Here is a 19,984-nt window from a genome sequence, read left to right on the forward strand (position 1 = left end):
GGATGATGGAGGGATGTATGTTTGGATATATCACGATTGACCGGGAGGAACTCAAGGGAAAGGATCTGGACCGTTACCGTGAGTTTTACTGCGGTATCTGCCGGGATCTCAAGGATTCCTGCGGAGAGGCCGCGCGGGCCACACTGACCTATGACATGACCTTTCTGGCAATTCTTCTGAATGCTCTGTACGAGGGGCCTTCGGGGATCACAGAGGAGAGGTGTATCCTTCATCCCGCAAGAAAACGGCGGGTGATCCGGAATGAATATACGGCGTATGCTGCCGACATGAATCTGATGCTGGTATTTCATAATCTCGAGGATGACTGGATTGATGAGAAGAAGGGAACGAGCCTTGCGGCGTATCGTCTCCTGCGTCCTGCCTACCTGAAAACGTCCCGGAAATATCCGAGGCAGACGAGAGCAATCCTTCGCTACGTGAAGGAACTGCACGCAGTTGAGGAGAAGAATGACCGTTCGCTGGATACAGCGGCGGGCCTCACGGGAAAGCTTATGGCAGAAATTTTCCAGTATCGGGAGGATATCTGGTCCGAAGATCTGGGACAGATTGGTTTTTATCTCGGGAAGTTCATCTATCTGATGGATGCGTGGGATGATCTGGAAAAGGACCGCAGGAACAGCAGCTATAATCCGTTTCTGTCGATCTGCAGAGAGGCGGATTATGAGATGCGCGCCGGCGATATTCTGACAATGCAGGCTGCCGGAATTGCGAAATATTTTGAAAAGCTGCCGATCCTTCTGGACGAGGAGCTGCTGCGGAATATCATCTACTCGGGCATCTGGGTGAAGTATCGCGCGAAGCGGGCGAAGATGGCCGATACTCAAAGGACTTTGCAAGAAGCAAAGGATGATCTATAATAAAATGATCCGCCGGACAGGATTCGGGCGGAAGACAGAAAGAGGAACACATGCAGGACCCATATAAAGTACTGGGTGTCTCAAGGGATGCCAGTGATGAAGAGGTAAAAAAAGCGTACCGCAGGCTGAGCCGCAGGTACCATCCGGATGCCAATATCAACAATCCCAACAAGGACAAGGCAGAGGAGATGTTCAAGCTCGTTCAGGAAGCATACAAACAAATCATGGACGAGCGGTCCGGGAAGATTCCCGGAGGATCCGGCGCATATGGATACGGCGGTTTTGGCGGATATGGTCAGAGATCGGATTCGCCGTATGAGAATCCGGAGATGCAGGCGGCCGCAAACTATATCAATACAAGGCATTTCACAGAGGCTATGAATGTGCTGGAGAATATTTCGGAGCGGAATGCGGAGTGGTATTATCTGCATGCCGTGGCCAATTACGGACTCGGAAATAACGTGGCGGCGCAGAACGACGCGCAGACCGCGTGCAATATGGAGCCGGACAACAGCCGGTACCAGCAGCTTTATCAGCAGATTTCAGCCGGAGGGGCCTGGTATAATGACATGGGTCAGGGTTATGGCTATGAGGGTTCTCCCTGTTATGGCGGAACCGACAGTCAGGGAGGCAGCACCTGTGCCAGAACCGCCGCGGCGATCTGCGGAACGCTGGCATGCTGTACCTGCCTGGGAGGCGGCGGCATTCCGCTGTGCTGCTGTATCTGACAGGCAGAATAAAGGATGTGACGGAAGCTCTAGTCTGTTTTTTCTGCTGCAGGTATGGAGATCATGACAGTGAATCCGGAAACGTTTTGGATGGGAACCGGAAACAGATTAGAGAGCGTATCGGATCATAGAGCGTTATCGGATCATAGAGTATTATCGGATTAGAAAGTGTTGCCGGATTATAGAATAGAGTATTATTTATTATCGGAGGATGAGATGGAGAGAAAGCAATGGGTGGAGAGATACATGCGTGAGCTTGATCGCAGCAGGAGAAAGGAGATCCTGGATCAGGCAATTTCCGAGGAGGGAGATGCACCGGACAATGAGCTCCGGGCAAAACTTCTGCAGGAGCGTTACGGCAAGCTGAATTCCCAGGATGTCGACTATTTTATCCGCGGCTGGATGAGTCTTTACTATGTGCACACGACATCGAAGGGATTTTTCGGGAGAAAAAAGATCGAAAAGGAAAAGGCTTCCGTGCTGTCGGACTGGAAGGTGGAGCTTGCCAGAGAGTACGGTGAGATCGGCGAGGAGGTGCTTTACGAGGAGCTGTTTAATATGACGCTTCTGTACTTCCACCTCTGTGAGACAGACAAGAATTATGGCTCGATCCTGCTCGGACTGGGGCATATGAAGAGTGAGACATTGATATCGAAGATTGCCGGCGAGGTGTATCGTCTTGCATATGAGACTCCGCAGGTTATGAATGCGGAGAAGGAGCTCGCCGTATTTACCAGGGCGGCGACGGATGCCTTCTGCGAAAAGTACAACGATCAGCAGGGATACCTGATGGACAGGGTGCGCGTCGGAAAATAAGGAATCGTGCGGGAAACAGTGCCACACACCGTATGAAATGCATTTTCCGGTCAACCGGAAGGGAAAAGGGATATGTCATTTAATTTCAATGATAATGACGGACCGGATTCGGGAAACGGTCCGGGACGGAATAACCGGACGATCTGGATTATCGTGACGGCGATTATGCTGGCAGTGATTATTTTCAGTGTGATCAGCAGCATGTTCCAGTCGTCTTCATCGAAGGAAATCACCTATGACAAATTCGTGCAGATGGTGGAAAAGGATGAGGTTTCGAAGGTTGTGCTGCAGAACGGCACACTGACGGTAACTCCGAAGTTCAAAGAGGGAGACAAACTGTCCTTATATACCTACCGCGCCACGCTGGTTGGTGATGAGAACGGCCTGAATGAGCTGCTGAAGGGCACGGATATCACTTACGAGAAGAAATCCTCCAGCGTCGGCTCGCAGGTGATGTCTGCGGTCTTTCAGATTGTGATACCGATTCTGATCATGATGATTGGCCTGAACCTGGTACTAAGGTATATGGGAAAGGGCGGCGGCGTCATGGGCGTCGGAAAGAGCAAGGCCCGGACCTATGTGCAGAAGGAAACCGGCGTAACGTTTGCGGACGTTGCAGGAGAAGAAGAGGCGAAGGAATCTCTGCAGGAAGTGGTTGATTTTCTGCATAATCCTCAGAAATATACACAGATCGGCGCGAAGCTTCCGAAGGGAGCTCTTCTGGTGGGCCCTCCGGGAACCGGAAAGACACTGCTGGCAAAAGCGGTTGCCGGTGAGGCACATGTCCCGTTTTTCTCCCTTTCCGGATCGGAATTTGTAGAGATGTTTGTCGGCGTGGGCGCCTCCCGTGTGCGGGATCTGTTTGAGGAGGCAAAAAAGCAGGCGCCATGCATCATCTTTATCGATGAGATCGACGCCATCGGAAAAACGAGGGATTCCAGCTACGGCGGCGGTAATGACGAGCGGGAGCAGACGCTGAATCAGCTTCTGGCCGAGATGGACGGCTTTGACAGTGCATCGGGACTTCTGGTGCTCGGCGCGACAAACCGTCCCGAGGTGCTGGATCCCGCACTGCTTCGGCCGGGACGTTTTGACCGGAGAATTATTGTGGAACGCCCGGATCTGAAGGGGCGTGTAAACATTCTGAAGGTACACGCGAGAAAGGTTATGCTCGACGAAACCGTGAATTTTCAGGAAATTGCGCTCGCAACCTCAGGAGCCGTAGGATCTGATCTTGCGAACATGGTAAATGAGGCTGCCATCCTGGCTGTCAAGCACGGGAGGCGGGCAGTGTCCCAGAAGGATCTGCAGGAAGCTGTTGAGGTTGTTCTTGTGGGACAGGAGAAAAAGGAACGCATTCTCAGCAAGGAGGAGCGCCGGATCGTCGCTTATCATGAGGTCGGTCATGCGCTCGTGAACGCGCTGGAGAAGCATTCCGAGCCGGTGCAGAAGATTACGATTATTCCGCGTACCATGGGAGCGCTTGGATATGTCATGCAGGTTCCGGAGGAGGAGAAATATCTGAACTCGCGGAAGGAGCTGGAAGACATGGTGACGGGCTTCCTCGCGGGAAGGGCGGCGGAGGAAATTGTCTTCGGCGATGTCACGACCGGTGCCTCGAATGATATTGAAAAGGCGACACAGATCTGTCGCGCGATGATCACGCAGTACGGCATGTCTGATAAGTTCGGCCTGATGGGACTTGCCAGAACCGAGAGCAAATATCTGAATGGCAGAGCAGTTCTGGACTGTGGAGATGAGACGGCGACAGAGATTGACCATGAGATCATGAAGATGCTGAAAGCATCCTATGAGAAGGCAAAGCAGATGCTCAGGGAGAACCGGGATGTGCTTGACCGGCTTGCCGGCTATCTGATTATTCAGGAGACAATCACCGGAAAGGAATTCATGAGAATCATGAATACGGTCATCGGGGAGCGTTCGCAGAATCGTCCGTCCTGAACGACCGTGAACACCCGGGATGCAGCGGGTTGCGGCTGCTGAGCTGTCTGACAGCGCGGATACAGTACGGGAACAGTGCTGTCTGACTGCCGTTGCTGCAGAGCGGCCACGACCGTGAACACCCGGGATGCAGCGGGCTGCGGCTGCAGAGCCGGCTGGCTGCCCGGATGAGGAACGTATGAAAAGGCCTGCTCTGTGCGTCATTTCTTGGGATGATTCAGAAGAGACAGGAGCATTTATGGCATTTGATATTCAGGAGGAGCTGAAGAAACTGCCCCAGAAGCCCGGCGTCTATATCATGCACGGACTTCAGGACGAGGTCATGTATGTGGGAAAGGCCGTTAAGCTGCGGAACCGCGTGCGGCAGTACTTCTCCAACAGCAGAAACAAGAGGCTGAAGATCTACAGCATGGTGCCGCAGGTTACGCGGTTTGAGTACATTGTGACGGATTCGGAGGTTGAGGCCCTCGTTCTGGAGTGCAACCTGATCAAGGAATACCGGCCGAAGTACAATACCATGCTGATGGATGACAAGGCATATCCTTTTATCCAGGTTACGGTGCAGGAGCATTTCCCCCGGGTTCTGTATGCGCACAGGATGAAAAAGGACAAGTCGCAGTATTTCGGGCCTTATCCGGATGCGGCCGCCGCGAAGGAGACGATCGATCTGGTCCGGAAGCTCTATCACCTCCGGAACTGCAGCAAAAAGCTTCCCGAGGATCAGGGAAAGGAACGACCCTGTCTCTACTATCACATCCACCAGTGCAAGGCACCCTGTCAGGGATGGATCTCAGAGGAGGAATACCGGAAGCAGGTCAATGATGCGATTGCTTTTTTGAACGGGAAGACGGAGGATGTGCTTCAGGAACTGAAGACAAAAATGCAGCAGGCCGCCGATGCGCTGAATTTTGAGGAGGCCGCTTCGCTGAGAGACCTGATCGGTGCCGTGAAGAAGGTAAGCGAGAGACAGAAGATCACCTCCGGAAGCGGAGAGGATCAGGATGTGATCGCACTTGCGGCAGACGGAGAGGATGCCATCGCGCAGGTATTTTTTGTCAGAGACGGCAAACTGATCGGACGGGATCATTTTTATCTGAAAATCGCGAACGAGGAGAGCCGCAGCGAGGTCATGGAGAGCTTCCTGCAGCAGTTTTACTCCGGAACTCCTTTCATTCCGCATGAGATCATGCTTTCGGATGACATTGCGGAAAGGGAGCTTCTGGAGCAATGGCTGACCGGGAAGAAAAATGCCGGCAGTACAAAGGTGAGGATCCTCGTTCCGCAGAAGGGCAAAAAAGAGAAGCTTGTGGATCTTGCGAAGCGGAATGCGCAGATCATTCTGACACAGGACCGGGAACGGATCAAAAAGGATGTCGCGAAGACGATCGGAGCGGTCAACGAGATCGGGCAGTGGCTCGGAATCGAGCCGCCGGACCGTATCGAATCGTACGATATCTCCAATATCAGCGGTTACCAGAGCGTCGGCTCTATGGTGGTGTATGAGCAGGGCAAGCCGAAGAAGGCGGATTACCGGAAGTTCCGGATCAAGTCTGTTGAGGGACCGAATGATTACGCAAGCATGGAGGAGGTTCTTACCAGGAGATTCCGGAGAGGGGTTCAGGCAGACAGCGGCTTTGAAAAGCTGCCGGATCTCTTGCTGATGGACGGCGGCAGAGGACAGGTGAACATCGCTCTTTCCGTTCTTGAAAAAATGAACCTGTCGATACCGGTCGCGGGAATGGTGAAGGATGACAGGCACCGGACCAGAGGGATCTATTTCAACAATGTTGAGATTCCGATCGATACAGATTCCGAGGGCTTTCATCTGGTTACCCGGATTCAGGATGAGACACACCGGTTCGCGATTGAATATCATCGGATGCTGCGAAGCAGGGAGCAGGTGCATTCGATCCTGGACGATATTCCGGATATTGGAGAGAAGCGGAGGCGTGAGCTGATGCGCTCCTTCCCGGACATCGAGGCGATCCGGAGGGCGGACATCGAGAAGCTGAGAAGCCTGCCGGGGATGAATGAAAAAGCCGCGAAGAGTGTCTATGATTTTTTTCATAAAAAAGCAGAACAGTTATCGTGATTGAGCAGACGTTCAATTTGCGGGACACAAGACTTGTCTTTTGACGGGAGAAAAGTTTTGCCTTTAGAGCAGGAAAAGAATCGTGCAAAGAGGTGTGTGCGTGGTATACTGTCATATATAAGGCATTTCATATTTGCAGCCAGGTCTCAACGCATGTGACGCGGGAAAGAGATCTAAAAAGAGGATTGCACAAAGAACAGGTCTCACCACATGTGACGTGGGAAAGAGATCTGCAAAGGAAGATTGCATAAAGAACAGGTCTCACCACATGTGACGCGGGAAAGAGATCTGCAAAGGAAGATTACATAAAGAACAGGTCTCATCGCACACGGAGCAGGAAAGAGAACGGGTGCGAATTACCTGCAAATTTCTGGGAGGATTCGGCATGACATCTAAATTTATCACGCTGGAAAAGCTCGAAAAGGACATGGATCTGAAAAACCTGACTCCGGATACGGATCTCGGGGACAGGGAGATCACGGTTCCTGAAATCAATCGTCCGGCCCTTCAGCTGACCGGATATTTTGAGCATTTTGCAAATGAGAGAGTTCAGATTATCGGAGTTGTGGAGCTTTCGTACCTGAATCGCATGGAGTATGATAAGAGGAAGGAATCGTTTGAGGCATTTGTCTCGAAGGGGGTTCCGTGTATTATTTTCACAACCTCAGAGCAGCCCGGTGAAGAGCTCCTGGAAATCTGCAGGAGATATAATACGCCTGTCTTTGGAACCGACAAAACGACATCTGCGTTCACCGCTGAGATCATCCGGTGGATGAATGTTCAGCTGGCGCCGACAATTTCGATCCACGGCGTGCTTGTCGATGTCTATGGTGAAGGTGTGCTGATTATGGGTGAGAGCGGAATCGGAAAGAGTGAGGCCGCTCTGGAGCTGATCAAGCGTGGCCACCGTCTGATCACGGATGATGTGGTACAGATCAGCCGGATTGATGATGTGACACTGGTCGGAACTTCGCCGGACATCACCCGTCACTTTATCGAGCTTCGCGGTATCGGAATTATCGATGTGAAGACGCTGTTCGGTGTCGAGAGCGTTGAGAATACACATACCATAGATCTCGTTATCAAGCTGGAGGAGTGGAATAAGGATAAGGTATACGACCGCCTCGGCCTGGAGGAGGAGTATACGGAATTTTTGGGCAATAAGGTTGTATGTCATTCTCTTCCGATCCGTCCGGGACGTAATCTGGCGGTTATCGTTGAGACGGCTGCCGTTAACCATCGTCAGAAGAAGATGGGCTATAATGCGGCGCAGGAGCTTTACAAACGTGTTCAGGCTAATCTGGCCAGAAAACGCAGCCATCCGTGAGCAGAGTGTGAACATAATCGGTGTGCGAACGCAATGAGTGTGAACGTAATCGGTGCGTGAACGTAATGCGTGAGTAAATGCCAGGCAGTGGAGCAGAGGAGGAAATCTTCTCTGGATAATAATCGTTAATATAATCGTTAATAAATTTGAACAATAGCCCCCTGAAGACATATGATCTGCAGGGGGCTATTGTTCCGCCCATTTTGACAGGATAATTAATGGGGCCTGGAGATAAGCTAACTCCAGGAAATAAACTAACTCCAGGAAGTTATATTATATATATTTTTTCACATGCTGCAGTGTATTTACAGGATCCGTTGTTCATCACAGGACTACCGGGCGGCGGGAATCAAGAATTCCAACGAGATAAAACACGCTGCGCGAGTTTTATCTCGCTATCGCGACGCTCGCCGCACACGAATACTTCGCATTCGGCTGCGGCTTACTGTTCGCGTAAAAAATCTCCGCCTGTCACAAGACGGGCGGAGAATAAATGACATGTACAATCAAAAAATAAATGATCCTGTAAATAATCTCATATTTCCAGGTGGTTAAATGATTCTGCACAATCAGGAGATCAGAAAATCCATGCAGTCGGTCACTGGGTCTGGTCTGTCTGGGTATTCTCTCCGGTGTTGCCGGGAGAGGCGTCCCCCTCGGTGCCTGCGCTCTCCGCGGGTGCATTCTCTCCAGTACCTTCACCGGTTGTGTTCTCCGTATGCTGGTTTGCATCGGTATTATTGCCGCCGGCTGCGGCAGTGGGCGTAGCGGTAGGCGCAGCGGTTGGGGCCGCAGTCGGCGCTGCGGTCGGCGCCGGTGCGTCGTAGGTGCAGATGGTCGTTGGTGCATTCGCTACGTCAAAGTAATCGGTGACGGTAGGGCAATAGGTATTCGGCAGAAGGCCTGTGTTTGCACATACCGTAAGCTGTTCTACAGAATCCGGAACCGAGAATTCCTTGATGGGAAGGGATTCATGAATACGGCTCATGACGTTCGTCCAGAGTGTGGAAATGTAGGTCCGGTCTGCTTCGGGAAGTTCCACGTTTGTATCGTATCCGGTCCAGATGCCGGCAGTGTAGTATGGCGTATAGCCGACAAACTGAAGATCTACGTAGGAATCAGTTGTTCCTGTCTTTCCGGCAACCGGCATGCCGGAGGAAAGCTGATAAGGTGTTCCGGTTCCGGATTGAACGACGCTCTGCATCGCACTGGTCAGAAGGTAGGCGGTGCTTTCCTTGAAGACGCGGCGGCTCAGCCCTGAATTTTCGAGAATCGTCTTACCGCTGTGATCGGTGACTTTTGTGTAAAATACCGGGCGGTTATATGTGCCACCGTTGGCAATGGCTGCATATGCGGCCGTGAGTTCAAGGTCACTGACACCGTTGGTGATGCCGCCGAGAGCAAGTCCGGGCGAGTTGTCATTGTCGCTGTCCAGTGTCGTGAAGCCGAGCTTTTTCAGATAAGAGAGGCCAACTTCAGGCGTCAGTTCCTGCATCAGCTTGAATGCGATGACATTGTTCGAGGTCTGAATCGCGTTTCTCACCGTCATTGTGCCGTGATGCGTGTTGTCCGCGTTGTTGACTTCCTGACCGGTCGCGTAGTATGCGGCATCGTCCGTTTCCCTAGAGGTCAGGGTTATTTTTCCCTTATCAAGGAGCGGACCATAGGTGGAAGGAATCTTAAAGGTGGAGCCTGGCTGACGAAGGGAATCTGTCGCACGGTTCAGGGTAAGACTCGCTGTTTTTTCACCGCGTCCGCCGACGATGCCGACGACATATCCGGTCGACTGGTCGATGACGGTCATGCAGGCCTGCGGTTCCGGAACGAATGCGGTCCGTTCCGCGACGATGGTATCACCGTCTCCGACAACGGAGGCCTTGTACTGGTCGATGTAACTCTGTGCCTCTTCCTGGGAGCTGAAGTATTGATCAAAGTCGGCATCTCCCTGCTGTTTGAAGTACTGCACCAGCATTTCAACGCTGTAGTTCTGCCTGCTTCCGTCAGCCTTATCAACAGTCAGTGCCCAGTCCAGACTGATCTGGGAATCTGCGGGGAAAATCGACTCATCCGAGAATTCACTGTCCATAATTGACTGAATATCAGAGTTCTCAGTGGAATAAATGTGGAGCCCGCCACTGTAGATCAGATTATTGGCCTGAGCCTCCGTATAACCCTTCTGGGTCATCAGATCGTCTTTGACCTGACTGATCAGTTCATCGACAAAATAGGAATACACCGTGGAATCCTGTGTAACCTCATTGTTCTGGTTCTCCTGAATCCGGTCATAAACGTTATCTGCGAGAGCTTCTTTGTAATCTTTCTCTGTGATATAGCCCTGCTGGAGCATGTACTCGAGGACCGTCTTCATACGGCCCGCATTCTCCTCGGGGTAAAGGATCGGATTAAACTGGCTGGGGTTCTGGGGAATCGCGGCAAGCACCGCGCATTCGGAAAGCGTCAGATCTTTTGCGTCCTTGCCGAAGTAAGTCTGTGCCGCAGTCTGCACGCCGTAGGCATTGTTGCCAAAGTTTACGGTGTTGAGATAGTTTTCCAAAATCACCGACTTGGGGTCCTCTCCGGCCTTCCGAAGGGATGACTCCAGCTGAACGGCAAGATACTGTTCCTGGATCTTACGCTTGATCGTCCCCATCCTGGATTCATTCATCCAGTCTGTAAAAACATTGTTCTTCAGAAGCTGCTGAGTGATGGTACTCGCTCCTTCAGATTCCGAGAAATTCGAACTCAGCATGACCATGATGGCACGAAGCATTCCGTGCGGATCAACTCCGTTATGCTGATAGAACCGGGAATCCTCGATCGCAACGATGGCATGCTGCATGTTCTTTGGAATTTCGTTGATGGAAATTGAGACGCGGTTGCCTTCTGCGGAGCTCAGCTTCTGTATCTGATTTCCGTCACCGTCGTATACAAAGGACGCATAGCCGAGAGGCGTGATATTGGAGTCCGTGATCTCCGGCGCGTCCGCGATGATCCCGCGATAGGCACCGATGCCGAGGCAGATGCCGAATACGGCGGCTGCGATCAGTAAGTAAATGATGACACGCAGGACGGATACGCTGATGCGGCTTGCCAGTTTCGGGGCAGCCGAATCCAGGCGTTCGCGCTCCTGCTGAACACCGTGTTTGCCAAAATTCATGAAAGCTCCTTCTCCGGGCATATCCTGTTCCGGACGGAAAACAGTTTTCGGGTTCTCTGCCGTGAAGACAGTTCCCCGGGTTCTCTGCCATGAAGACAGTTCCCGGGTTCTTTGCCATGAAGACTGTTCCCTGGGTTTTGCGCCCCATGTTTTCAGGTCATAGGCAGATATTTTGCAAAACTGTGTCCCGCCGTATCCGGAAGAATCCGGATCGGATCAATGTTTCCCGGTTGAAAATAAAAAAATAACATTTATGCCTCAGAATAGGAGGCATTTGAGCTGCTTTATTGCCCGGTATTCAGCAAACAAAGAGGAAGGCGGCCGCATGTGCCAGCGGCAGGATTGTCAGAGCCGGCGGCAAGATTTTTTAGAGCCGGCGGCAGGTGCCCTTTCAGAGCCAGCGACAGGAGCTTCTTGTCTGATGAAATACTGCGGGAATCCTTAATCCGATAATTATATCAAAATTACAGAATGAAATAAAGAATAAATTATGGTAGTATGGATCCATGGGAAAAACGAGAAGAACAGAAAGCAAAACAAAAAATAAAGCAGAAAATAAAACCAAAAAAAGAGCAGATGGAAAGACAGATCATGAATTCGGGAAAACGAGTGGGGCGACAGATGTTCAAGGGGGGAAAATTCTGCCAGAGCGGTATCGTACGGTGTATCAGAATGGCGAGGGAAGGTACGAGGAGAAGAAGTCGGTATTTCTTGCTGCCGTTCGTCATGTGACAAGTGTTGAGGAAGCTGCATCTTTTGTTGAAGAGATGAAGAAAAAATACTGGGATGCGAGACATAACTGTTACGCCTGGGTTCTGGGAAAAGATGGTGGAAATGTGAAGGCCTCCGATGACGGAGAACCATCGGGTACGGCGGGACGGCCGATACTGGACGTTCTTACAGGAGCGGGACTGACGGATACCTGCATAGTGGTGACGAGATATTTTGGCGGTGTGCTGCTCGGGACGGGAGGACTTGTGAGAGCTTACACACAGGCTTCCAGAGATGGAATCGGGAAGAGTATCCTGATCGAGAAGGAGAACGGCGTGCTTCTGGACATCGTCGCGGATTACACGGATGCGGGAAAGATTCAGTATCTGATCGGACAAGAGAAAATTCATACGGTAGAGTCTGATTTTTCCGATGTGGTAAGGATCCGTGTTGTTCTGCCTGCTTCTGCGGAAGGACGATTCACAAAGCAGATCACGGAGGCAACCTCGGCGAGAGCCGGAATCAGAAAAACCGGCCGCGCCTGGTTTGGCGTGGCCGGGGGAAAACTCATTCTTGAATCCGGGGAAGAATGATATCCCAATGTACGTGGCAGATGACATACCTCATCAATTCTTTACAGCGTTTCTGGCTCGGGATAATCTACACCGAGGGTATCGACGGTCATGGATTTGATAACCTGAGGCTCTGTGGGGCGGTCGCTCCAGTCTGTAGGAACTTCGGCGATCTTGTTCACAACGTCCATGCCCTCAATGATTTTTCCGAAGGCGGCATACTGTCCGTCCAGGTAATCTGCGGATTTGTGCATGATAAAGAACTGGCTGCCTGCAGAATCCGGATCTGAAGCGCGAGCCATGGAGAGCACGCCCGGCTCGTGCGAAAGATCATTCGGGAAACCGTTGCCGGAAAATTCGCCGCGGATGGAATAGCCGGGGCCACCGGTTCCGTTGCCGGCAGGATCACCGCCCTGGATCATGAAGCCGGAGATGATGCGGTGAAATCCGAGTCCGTCATAGAATCCCCTGCGGACAAGGCTGATAAAGTTGTTGACGGTGTTCGGCGCGGTTTCCGGATAGAGCTCTGCCTTCATGACATCGCCGTTTTCCATGGTGATGGTTACGATAGGATTGGACATAATTTTTCTCCTTATTATCTGTATTTATAAAATGTGTCCTGGTCAGGATGCAGTTACTGTCCACGGACTGCCCTTGAACATGCTGTATATAAAAACGGATGTGAGGACCAGGCCGTCACCGGTAAGGCCGAACTGTGTATTTTGAACAGTCTGTAAAAGCAACGGATGTGAGCACCCTGTTTTCAGGAATGGAACGTATGTTATTATAAGGTAAAATGTGATAAAATAAAAGACGCTTGTGCGACACATGACAGGAAAACCGGAGGGACTTGAGTCAGAATGGTTATTGAGACAAGAAGCCCGGAGGAAACCCGCTCATTTGCCCGGAAACTCGGGGAGAAGGCGGTTCCGGGGACGATTTATACACTGGATGGGGATCTCGGCACCGGGAAAACCGTATTTGCAAAGGGATTGGCAGAGGGCCTCGGGGTGACCGAGCCGGTGAGCAGTCCAACGTTTACGATTGTGCAGGAATACCTGAGCGGCAGAATACCGTTTTACCATTTTGATGTCTATAGAATTGAAGAGCCGGAAGAAATGGAGGAGGTCGGATATGACGACTATTTTTACGGCGGTGGTGTCTGTCTGATTGAGTGGGCGGATATGGTCCGGGATATAATACCGGAAGGTGCGGTTCATGTGACGATTGAAAAAGATCCTGACAAGGGATTTGATTATCGGAGGATTACGATTGAAAATACTGGCAATTGACAGCTCAGGTCTTGTGGCGTCCGTCGCCCTCCTGGAGGACGATACGCTGCTGGCCGAGTATACGGTGAATTACAAGAAGACACATTCGCAGACGCTGCTTCCTATGCTGGATGCCATTGCGCAGATGATCGATCTGGATCTGAACAGCATTGACGCGATTGCCATTTCCAAGGGGCCGGGCTCCTTTACCGGACTCAGAATCGGATCAGCTACGGCGAAGGGTCTCGGTCTGGCACTTGATAAGCCGTTGGTTGAGGTACCTACGGTCGACGCATTAGCGTATAATCTCTATGATGCACAAGGGCTGATCGTCCCGATGATGGATGCCCGGAGAGCCCAGGTATATACCGGGATCTACCGGTTTGTGAATCACGAGCTCACGGCGGTGAAGGCGCAGTGCGCCGAAGCGGTGGAGAACCTTATGGAGGAACTGAACTGCCTCGGAGAGCCGGTCATTCTGCTTGGGGACGGGGTTCGGCCTTATCTGGACCGAATCCGCGAGCTGCTGAAGGTTCCGTTCACCGTGGCGCCTGCACACCTGAACAGACAGAGGGCAGGCGCGGTCGGAGCTCTCGGCGAAAAATATTTTTCCCGGGGAATGACGGTTACGGCAGATGAACACCGGCCGGAATACCTCCGCGCCTCACAGGCAGAGAGAGAACAGACCGCGAAGGGTGTTCCGGTAAAGGAAATTGAGAAAAATTCGGAAAAGCTGAAGCCGAGGGATTACTCCTGATGGGAAGGCGCGGGAACAGAGGGAAGGATGATGCATCAGCGCAGAGTGTTCCTGTGACTCCTGAGATCCGGAGAATGGTTTCGGCGGATCTTCCGGAGGTAGAGAGGATTGAGCAGGAAAACTTCTCCAGACCATGGACCGCAGAAGATTATCAGGGCTTTCTGGACAGGGAAGATGCGGATTTTCTTGTTGCGGTGGTGGATGGAAGGATCGTCGGATACATCGGAGAATACGGGCTCCCTGATGAGGGGGACATCACGAATGTATCGGTGGACCGGAGATATCGGAACCGCCATATTGGAACCTGTCTGGTATCAGGACTTATACAGACGGCGGGAGCGCGGGGCATCCGGAAGATTTTTCTTGAGGTGCGGGAGAGCAATGCGCCAGCAATCCGGCTGTATGAAAATGCCGGATTCCGGAAAACCGGGGTTCGCAGGAATTATTACACGTCTCCGGTGGAAGATGCCGTTCTGATGATGCGCGGGCCGGAGACGGAGAAAGACGGAATATAGAGGCCGGATGAGAAAAAGACGGAATATAGAGGCCGGATGGCAGATGTAGAAGCTGAGCATACGACGGCCGGAGGATATTTTGCAGCGGCACGGCGGAAGCTGATCCGGCGGCCGGGATATGGAGGATGATTATGTTTAACAGTACCTTTGACTGGTTCCTTGCGGGAATACTTTTCCTGCTTGCAATTGTTTTTTTTGCGGGAAAAGGACAGGGAATTCTGGATGCGTTCAGTGGAAAGTATCGGGAGAAGAGGAAACTGAGTCCGGAGAACCGGCTCAGATATCAGAGGGCAGTAGGGGTATTTCTGATCATCCTCTCTGCAGTTGAAGTGTTCATGGCGCTCATCGAGACCCCGATCATGGGAATTATTTCAATTGTCGTTACGGTTGCGGATATGATCGGAATCGTCATCTATCTGAGAAGATTGTATGATTGAGAGTGAATGACGGGACGGGCAGGAAAAAGCTTACTTCATGCGCCGTGCAGACCAAAATGAGCAGCGTTTGGAAACATTTATACAGCAGTCTCTGACAGCTGAATTATTTTAGAAAGCAATCTCTGTCGGCCGAATTGTTTAGACGGCAATCTCTGACAGCCGAATTGCTTTATACAGAATGAGCACTATCTGATTTACAGAAACAGAACGTAAGTCAGATAGTGCTCCTTTTTATTTACGCGAATAGTGAGCCGCAGCCGAATGCGAAGTATTCGTGTGCGGCGAGCGTCGCGATAGCGAGATAAAACTCGCGCAGCGTGTTTTATCTCGTTTTTTTACAGGGATATATTGACACATATCTATGCGTGTGATAGCCTGACACATAGATGATCATCAATACTTAAGAAAGAAGGTTATATGTTGGCATGACAGAAGATCAGGTTTCCTCCATTTGTAAAGCACTGGGAGATCCGAACAGACTTCGAATTGTGAATATGATTTCCGGATGTGAAAAGTGTGCCTGCGTGATTCTTCAGGCGTTTGATATTACACAGCCGACGCTCTCCCATCACATGAAGATTCTCTGTGACTGCGGGCTGGTCAATGTCCGTAAAGAGGGAAAATGGAGCCACTACTCTTTGAACTGCGAAACCCTGCGGGATTTCCAGCGCTTTATTGGTGCACTGGATTGTGAGAAAAAAAACGGGTGTTCAGATGGAAGGTGTGACTGTCAATGATATGGAGCTTCCTTCAAAATCAGATTCTGGGCATGAAATGGCTGAATTTTCTGATTGGATCCGTGCTGACAGGATTCGGCCTTGATACGAATACACGTATCGGCGGCAGTGTTTTTTTTTTTATCTATGACGTATTAAAGATCACAATCCTGCTTTGTGTTCTGATTTTCCTGATCAGCTATATCCAGAGCTATTTTCCACCGGAGAGAAGCCGCAAGATCCTGGGCAGATTCCATGGAATCTGGGCTAACTGTATCGGCGCACTGCTTGGTACGGTAACGCCGTTCTGCTCGTGCTCATCTATTCCGCTTTTTATTGGCTTTACCAGCGCAGGGCTTCCGCTTGGCGTGACCTTTTCTTTTCTGATTTCGTCGCCGATGGTGGATCTGGGAAGCCTGCTGCTTCTGATGAGTATTTTCGGAACAAAGGTGGCTGTGATCTATGTCGTTTTGGGACTCATTATCGCTGTCGCAGGCGGCACATGGATTGAGCACCTGCATATGGAGAGATACGTTGAAGAGTTTATTTATCAAAGCAACAGCGTGGTAAACATTGAATCTCCGGAGCTGGCCTTTAAGGATCGGCTTATCTATGCGAGAGATCAGGTTGTTTCAACGTTTAAGAAAGTATTTCCTTATATCCTGATTGGCGTCGGGATCGGCGCGGTAATTCATAACTGGATTCCGGAGGGCGTGGTGGAGAAAGTTCTTGGAGATGGGAATCCGCTGGGCGTGATATTGGCCACGGTCATCGGAATTCCCATGTATGCAGATATCTTCGGAACGATTCCAATTGCAGAGGCGCTGCTGTCAAAAGGTGCTCTTCTCGGTGTTGTGCTCTCGTTTATGATGGCGGTGACAACGCTTTCGCTCCCGTCACTGATTATGCTGCGGAAAGCTGTGAAGCCGAAGCTTCTGGGAACGTTTATTGCAATCTGTACCGTTGGTATTATGATCGTGGGTTATTTCTTTAACTTTATACAACCTTTCATTATCTGAGGGATTTGAAGGAGGAATCGTTATGGCAAGGACCTGGTATCCGGTTATTGACTATTTGCTTTGTGCAGAGTGTGGCACCTGCAGCGGGATGTGTGCACATGGCGTTTATGATCTGGCAGCCGCGCCGACTCCGAGAGTGATTCATCCGGAGAACTGTATAGATCACTGTCATGGCTGTGGCAGCCGGTGCTCTGTTGGAGCGATTACGTATGTGGGTGATGATACCGGATGGGTACCTCCGGCAAGAGGCGGGAAGACAAATGGGACAGCAGGCGGGTGCTGCGGCAGTGTGACGGAAGAAACGGATAAAAAGAATTGTGGCTGCGGATGCGGCAATAATTAGTAGCGGAAGGAGAAATGAAAATGGGATTATTTGGAAAAAAGAAAGAAAACAAGGAGGAAGCAGTGAAGGCAAAGTGCTCCTGCGGTAAAACAGCTGCTGATACAGTCCAGGAAGAAAAGTTAAGGATAGTGGGCAAAGCAGGACTGAAGACAGGGGATGTTTTGACAATCAAAATCCTGGGTTCCGGGTGTAAAAATTGCCAGACGCTTCTGCAAAATACAAAAGACGCAGTATCTGCAATGAGCGATCCGGCAAAGATTGAATACATCACGGATATGAAGGAAATCGCAAAGTATGGTGTGATGCGTATGCCCGCTCTGGTGGTGGGAGAGCAGGTCGTTTCCATGGGAAAGGTTTTGAAAGCGTCTGATATACAGAAACTGTTAAATAAGTTGGGACTCGCATGACATAAAAGATAAGTAAGGCCACGCATGACATAATAAAAGATAAGTAAGGTCACGCATGACATAAAAGATAAGCAAGGTCACGAATGACATAACAGAAAGGATAGACATCAATGGAAACAAAACAGCGGGCTGGTATCAGCTTTTTTCAGAAATATCTGACGGTTTGGGTTCTGCTCTGCATGGCGGCCGGTATTGTGATTGGCCACTTCATCCCGGCCGTTCCGGAGGTGCTGGGACGAATGGAGATCGCCGGCATCTCCATACCGATTGCGATTCTCATCTGGATCATGATTTATCCGATGATGATCAAGGTGGATTTCCAGAGTGTGAAGGAAGTCGGGAAAAATCCCAAGGGACTTTTTCTGACGTGGATCGTCAACTGGGTGATCAAGCCGTTCACGATGTATGGGTTTGCCTCCCTTTTTCTCTTTGTGGTTTTTAAAAATTTCATCTCGCAGGAGCTGGCGACACAGTATCTGGCTGGCGCGGTGCTGCTTGGTGCCGCTCCCTGCACGGCGATGGTTTTTGTCTGGAGCACTCTGGTGAACGGCAATCCTGCCTATACCGTGGTGCAGGTAGCGACAAATGATCTGATCATTTTGATCGCCTTTGTGCCGATCGTGAAGTTCCTGCTGGGCGTTTCGAACGTAACCGTACCGTACAGTACGCTCTTCGTAAGCATTTTTCTCTTCGTGGTCATTCCGCTTGCAGGAGGCGTCATCACCCGCGTTGCGGTAACAAAAAAGAAGGGAAAAGACTATCTGGAGAATGAATTTGTCCACAAGTTTGACAACGCCACGACGATCGGACTCCTTCTGACCCTGGTGATCATCTTCAGCTCACAGGCAGAGGTCATTCTTGGTAACCCGCTGCACATCCTGCTGATTGCGGTTCCGCTCATCATCCAGACGTTTGTGATTTTCTTCCTCGCTTACGGAGCGGGCAGACTGATCCGGCTGCCGTTTGAAATCGCAGCACCTGCCGGCATGATCGGCGCATCCAACTTCTTTGAACTGGCTGTCGCGGTTGCGATTGCGCTGTTTGGAACCACAAGCCCTGCGGCACTTGCGACGACTGTAGGCGTACTGACAGAGGTGCCGGTCATGCTGACACTCGTAAAAATTGCAAATAAGACAAAGGGATGGTTTTCAGATGTCAGATAAAACAGCAGATAAAGCAACAGATAAAACAGCAGATAAAATCGTAGCATTCATCTGTACGCATAATGCCTGCCGCAGTCAGATGGCCGAAGCACTGGCAAAGTATGCCGGATATCAAGGGTACGAATTCTGCTCAGCGGGTTCCGTTCCGAAGGAACAGATCGATCAGAATGCAGTTCGTATCATGAAAGAAAAATTTGGAATTGACATGCATTCTCAGTATTCAAAGACGATCCGGGAAATCCCGGCTCCGGACATCGCCATATCCATGGGATGCGGGGTGAAATGCCCGTTCATCGGGAGAAATTTTGATGCTGACTGGGGACTTGAGGACCCGACTGGAAAATCAGATGAAGAATATCTGAAGGTGATCGGTCAGATACAGGAAAACCTGGAGAGAACGTTCAGGAAATAAACAGATCAATTGTTTTAAAAGATGGCACTTTATAAAGTCGTGCCCGGCATATTAATTGATATAGGAAAATATGGTTTATGGCTACATTCCAAATGCCGGTAATGTACGAATGGTATCACACATGATACTATGTTAGGAAAAATTGCGTACTTGATAGATAATTTAAATATGGTATCTTTAATGTACAAAGAAGGCAGTATATTAATTGGATACAGCAGATGTTTCTGCAGAAGGTATAAAAAAGTGGACAGATCTGTTCTGAGAGGAAGTGCCATGACACAGAAAAAAGAAATAAGACCGGAAGAATATATGAGTTACCCGGAGTATCTGGACAATATTAAAAAAGGAATTGTAACGAAGGATGGGCATTGCCCTGTCACTCCGCTTCTCATAATGCTGCAGGGCAGATGGAAATCACAGCTTATGTATGAGATGTGCATTTATGACACGGTTCGATTCGGACAGCTGAAGAAGGATCTTCCGGGCATTACAAATACGATGCTCACCAAAGGACTCCGGGAACTGGAGGACGACGGTTTGATCACAAGAAAGCAATTCAATGAGATTCCGCCGCACGTGGAGTATTCCCTGACGGAGATGGGAAGAGATCTGCTCCCGGTATTTTATGCGATTATGAACTGGGGTTTCAAGTACGAAAAAGAGCTGTATGGAGATACAGAACAAAAGTAAAGGGTGGTGGG

Annotated in this window: 20 protein-coding genes; 18 read left to right on the forward strand and 2 right to left on the reverse strand. The window is 50.5% G+C overall.

Annotation, left to right across the window (positions count from 1 at the left end):
* The first annotated feature begins 17 nt into the window (after window positions 1–17).
* The 6 genes from ACTQ1O_RS09570 (at window position 18) to hprK (ending at window position 7,803) form a co-directional block, all read left to right on the forward strand.
* Entirely contained in the window at window positions 18–878 is an 861-nt protein-coding gene (locus ACTQ1O_RS09570; protein ID WP_441487071.1) for a DUF5685 family protein, read from the forward strand.
* 50 nt (window positions 879–928) lie between these two features.
* A complete protein-coding gene (locus ACTQ1O_RS09575; protein WP_441487072.1) occupies window positions 929–1,606 on the forward strand; it encodes a J domain-containing protein in 678 nt (225 codons plus the stop codon).
* A 216-nt stretch (window positions 1,607–1,822) separates the two neighbouring features.
* Window positions 1,823–2,422 (forward strand): DUF6553 family protein, encoded by a 600-nt coding sequence (locus ACTQ1O_RS09580; protein WP_441487073.1) that lies wholly within the window; start codon window positions 1,823–1,825, stop codon window positions 2,420–2,422.
* 72 nt (window positions 2,423–2,494) lie between these two features.
* Entirely contained in the window at window positions 2,495–4,384 is a 1,890-nt protein-coding gene (gene ftsH / locus ACTQ1O_RS09585) for an ATP-dependent zinc metalloprotease FtsH (RefSeq protein ID WP_441474930.1), read from the forward strand.
* Between the two features lie 238 nt (window positions 4,385–4,622).
* Window positions 4,623–6,476 carry an excinuclease ABC subunit UvrC gene (gene uvrC / locus ACTQ1O_RS09590; protein ID WP_441487074.1) on the forward strand — a complete coding sequence of 618 codons (1,854 nt, stop codon included), beginning with the start codon at window positions 4,623–4,625 and terminating at the stop codon, window positions 6,474–6,476.
* Between the two features lie 385 nt (window positions 6,477–6,861).
* Window positions 6,862–7,803: an HPr(Ser) kinase/phosphatase gene (gene hprK / locus ACTQ1O_RS09595; RefSeq protein ID WP_441474932.1), complete on the forward strand. Its 942-nt coding sequence runs from the start codon at window positions 6,862–6,864 to the stop codon at window positions 7,801–7,803.
* 598 nt (window positions 7,804–8,401) lie between these two features.
* On the opposite strand, the gene ACTQ1O_RS09600 is transcribed toward hprK, so the two are convergent.
* Window positions 8,402–10,960: a transglycosylase domain-containing protein gene (locus tag ACTQ1O_RS09600; protein ID WP_441487075.1), complete on the reverse strand. Its 2,559-nt coding sequence runs from the start codon at window positions 10,958–10,960 to the stop codon at window positions 8,402–8,404.
* Between the two features lie 662 nt (window positions 10,961–11,622).
* Between ACTQ1O_RS09600 and ACTQ1O_RS09605 the strand changes: the two genes are divergently transcribed.
* On the forward strand, window positions 11,623–12,264 hold the full coding sequence (locus ACTQ1O_RS09605) for a YigZ family protein (RefSeq protein ID WP_441487076.1): 642 nt from the start codon (window positions 11,623–11,625) through the stop codon (window positions 12,262–12,264).
* A gap of 41 nt (window positions 12,265–12,305) precedes the next feature.
* On the opposite strand, the gene ACTQ1O_RS09610 is transcribed toward ACTQ1O_RS09605, so the two are convergent.
* Complete coding sequence (locus ACTQ1O_RS09610) at window positions 12,306–12,824, reverse strand: peptidylprolyl isomerase (RefSeq protein ID WP_441487077.1); 519 nt, start codon at window positions 12,822–12,824, stop codon at window positions 12,306–12,308.
* 279 nt (window positions 12,825–13,103) lie between these two features.
* Here ACTQ1O_RS09610 and tsaE point away from each other — a divergent pair, with 279 nt between their 5' ends.
* From tsaE to ACTQ1O_RS09665, 11 genes are all read left to right on the forward strand, one after another.
* Complete coding sequence (tsaE, locus tag ACTQ1O_RS09615) at window positions 13,104–13,535, forward strand: tRNA (adenosine(37)-N6)-threonylcarbamoyltransferase complex ATPase subunit type 1 TsaE (protein WP_441101224.1); 432 nt, start codon at window positions 13,104–13,106, stop codon at window positions 13,533–13,535.
* On the forward strand, window positions 13,516–14,271 hold the full coding sequence (gene tsaB / locus ACTQ1O_RS09620; protein WP_441474936.1) for a tRNA (adenosine(37)-N6)-threonylcarbamoyltransferase complex dimerization subunit type 1 TsaB: 756 nt from the start codon (window positions 13,516–13,518) through the stop codon (window positions 14,269–14,271). The genes tsaE and tsaB overlap by 20 nt, the downstream gene beginning before the upstream one ends.
* The gene (gene rimI / locus ACTQ1O_RS09625) at window positions 14,271–14,786 is read left to right on the forward strand and encodes a ribosomal protein S18-alanine N-acetyltransferase (RefSeq protein WP_441487078.1); all 516 of its coding nucleotides are present in this window, start codon (window positions 14,271–14,273) and stop codon (window positions 14,784–14,786) included. The genes tsaB and rimI overlap by 1 nt, the downstream gene beginning before the upstream one ends.
* 131 nt (window positions 14,787–14,917) lie before the next feature.
* Window positions 14,918–15,223 (forward strand): DUF3784 domain-containing protein, encoded by a 306-nt coding sequence (locus ACTQ1O_RS09630; RefSeq protein ID WP_441487079.1) that lies wholly within the window; start codon window positions 14,918–14,920, stop codon window positions 15,221–15,223.
* 425 nt (window positions 15,224–15,648) lie between these two features.
* Window positions 15,649–15,960, forward strand: coding sequence for an ArsR/SmtB family transcription factor (locus tag ACTQ1O_RS09635; protein WP_441474939.1), 312 nt, complete (start codon window positions 15,649–15,651; stop codon window positions 15,958–15,960).
* Window positions 15,957–16,958 carry a permease gene (locus ACTQ1O_RS09640; protein WP_441487080.1) on the forward strand — a complete coding sequence of 334 codons (1,002 nt, stop codon included), beginning with the start codon at window positions 15,957–15,959 and terminating at the stop codon, window positions 16,956–16,958. The genes ACTQ1O_RS09635 and ACTQ1O_RS09640 overlap by 4 nt, the downstream gene beginning before the upstream one ends.
* A gap of 22 nt (window positions 16,959–16,980) precedes the next feature.
* Window positions 16,981–17,301, forward strand: coding sequence for a 4Fe-4S dicluster domain-containing protein (locus ACTQ1O_RS09645; protein WP_441487081.1), 321 nt, complete (start codon window positions 16,981–16,983; stop codon window positions 17,299–17,301).
* Window positions 17,302–17,321: 20 nt separating this feature from the next.
* Window positions 17,322–17,708 carry a thioredoxin family protein gene (locus ACTQ1O_RS09650; protein ID WP_441487082.1) on the forward strand — a complete coding sequence of 129 codons (387 nt, stop codon included), beginning with the start codon at window positions 17,322–17,324 and terminating at the stop codon, window positions 17,706–17,708.
* 110 nt (window positions 17,709–17,818) lie between these two features.
* Window positions 17,819–18,871 (forward strand): ACR3 family arsenite efflux transporter, encoded by a 1,053-nt coding sequence (gene arsB, locus ACTQ1O_RS09655; RefSeq protein ID WP_441487083.1) that lies wholly within the window; start codon window positions 17,819–17,821, stop codon window positions 18,869–18,871.
* Complete coding sequence (locus ACTQ1O_RS09660) at window positions 18,861–19,283, forward strand: arsenate reductase/protein-tyrosine-phosphatase family protein (RefSeq protein ID WP_441487084.1); 423 nt, start codon at window positions 18,861–18,863, stop codon at window positions 19,281–19,283. Before arsB ends, ACTQ1O_RS09660 begins: the two co-directional genes overlap by 11 nt.
* Window positions 19,284–19,556: 273 nt before the next feature.
* On the forward strand, window positions 19,557–19,973 hold the full coding sequence (locus ACTQ1O_RS09665; RefSeq protein WP_441487085.1) for a winged helix-turn-helix transcriptional regulator: 417 nt from the start codon (window positions 19,557–19,559) through the stop codon (window positions 19,971–19,973).
* Window positions 19,974–19,984: the final 11 nt, after the last annotated feature.

Origin of the sequence: Bilifractor sp. LCP21S3_A7, assembly GCF_052118825.1 — a bacterium.
In the GTDB taxonomy this organism is placed as follows: Bacteria; Bacillota; Clostridia; order Lachnospirales; family Lachnospiraceae; genus Bilifractor.

Excerpts from the sequence above, each read along its gene's own strand:
- hprK (WP_441474932.1), top strand. The coding sequence starts at position 6,862 with ATGACATCTAAATTTATCACGCTGGAAAAGCTCGAAAAGGACATGGAT.
- ACTQ1O_RS09630 (WP_441487079.1), top strand. The coding sequence starts at position 14,918 with ATGTTTAACAGTACCTTTGACTGGTTCCTTGCGGGAATACTTTTCCTG.
- ACTQ1O_RS09610 (WP_441487077.1), bottom strand. The coding sequence starts at position 12,824 with ATGTCCAATCCTATCGTAACCATCACCATGGAAAACGGCGATGTCATG.
- ACTQ1O_RS09640 (WP_441487080.1), top strand. The coding sequence starts at position 15,957 with ATGATATGGAGCTTCCTTCAAAATCAGATTCTGGGCATGAAATGGCTG.
- ACTQ1O_RS09635 (WP_441474939.1), top strand. The coding sequence starts at position 15,649 with ATGACAGAAGATCAGGTTTCCTCCATTTGTAAAGCACTGGGAGATCCG.
- ACTQ1O_RS09660 (WP_441487084.1), top strand. The coding sequence starts at position 18,861 with ATGTCAGATAAAACAGCAGATAAAGCAACAGATAAAACAGCAGATAAA.
- arsB (WP_441487083.1), top strand. The coding sequence starts at position 17,819 with ATGGAAACAAAACAGCGGGCTGGTATCAGCTTTTTTCAGAAATATCTG.
- ACTQ1O_RS09600 (WP_441487075.1), bottom strand. The coding sequence starts at position 10,960 with ATGAATTTTGGCAAACACGGTGTTCAGCAGGAGCGCGAACGCCTGGAT.
- tsaE (WP_441101224.1), top strand. The coding sequence starts at position 13,104 with ATGGTTATTGAGACAAGAAGCCCGGAGGAAACCCGCTCATTTGCCCGG.
- ACTQ1O_RS09650 (WP_441487082.1), top strand. The coding sequence starts at position 17,322 with ATGGGATTATTTGGAAAAAAGAAAGAAAACAAGGAGGAAGCAGTGAAG.
- ACTQ1O_RS09575 (WP_441487072.1), top strand. The coding sequence starts at position 929 with ATGCAGGACCCATATAAAGTACTGGGTGTCTCAAGGGATGCCAGTGAT.
- ACTQ1O_RS09645 (WP_441487081.1), top strand. The coding sequence starts at position 16,981 with ATGGCAAGGACCTGGTATCCGGTTATTGACTATTTGCTTTGTGCAGAG.
- ACTQ1O_RS09570 (WP_441487071.1), top strand. The coding sequence starts at position 18 with ATGTTTGGATATATCACGATTGACCGGGAGGAACTCAAGGGAAAGGAT.
- rimI (WP_441487078.1), top strand. The coding sequence starts at position 14,271 with ATGGGAAGGCGCGGGAACAGAGGGAAGGATGATGCATCAGCGCAGAGT.
- ftsH (WP_441474930.1), top strand. The coding sequence starts at position 2,495 with ATGTCATTTAATTTCAATGATAATGACGGACCGGATTCGGGAAACGGT.
- ACTQ1O_RS09665 (WP_441487085.1), top strand. The coding sequence starts at position 19,557 with ATGACACAGAAAAAAGAAATAAGACCGGAAGAATATATGAGTTACCCG.
- uvrC (WP_441487074.1), top strand. The coding sequence starts at position 4,623 with ATGGCATTTGATATTCAGGAGGAGCTGAAGAAACTGCCCCAGAAGCCC.
- ACTQ1O_RS09580 (WP_441487073.1), top strand. The coding sequence starts at position 1,823 with ATGGAGAGAAAGCAATGGGTGGAGAGATACATGCGTGAGCTTGATCGC.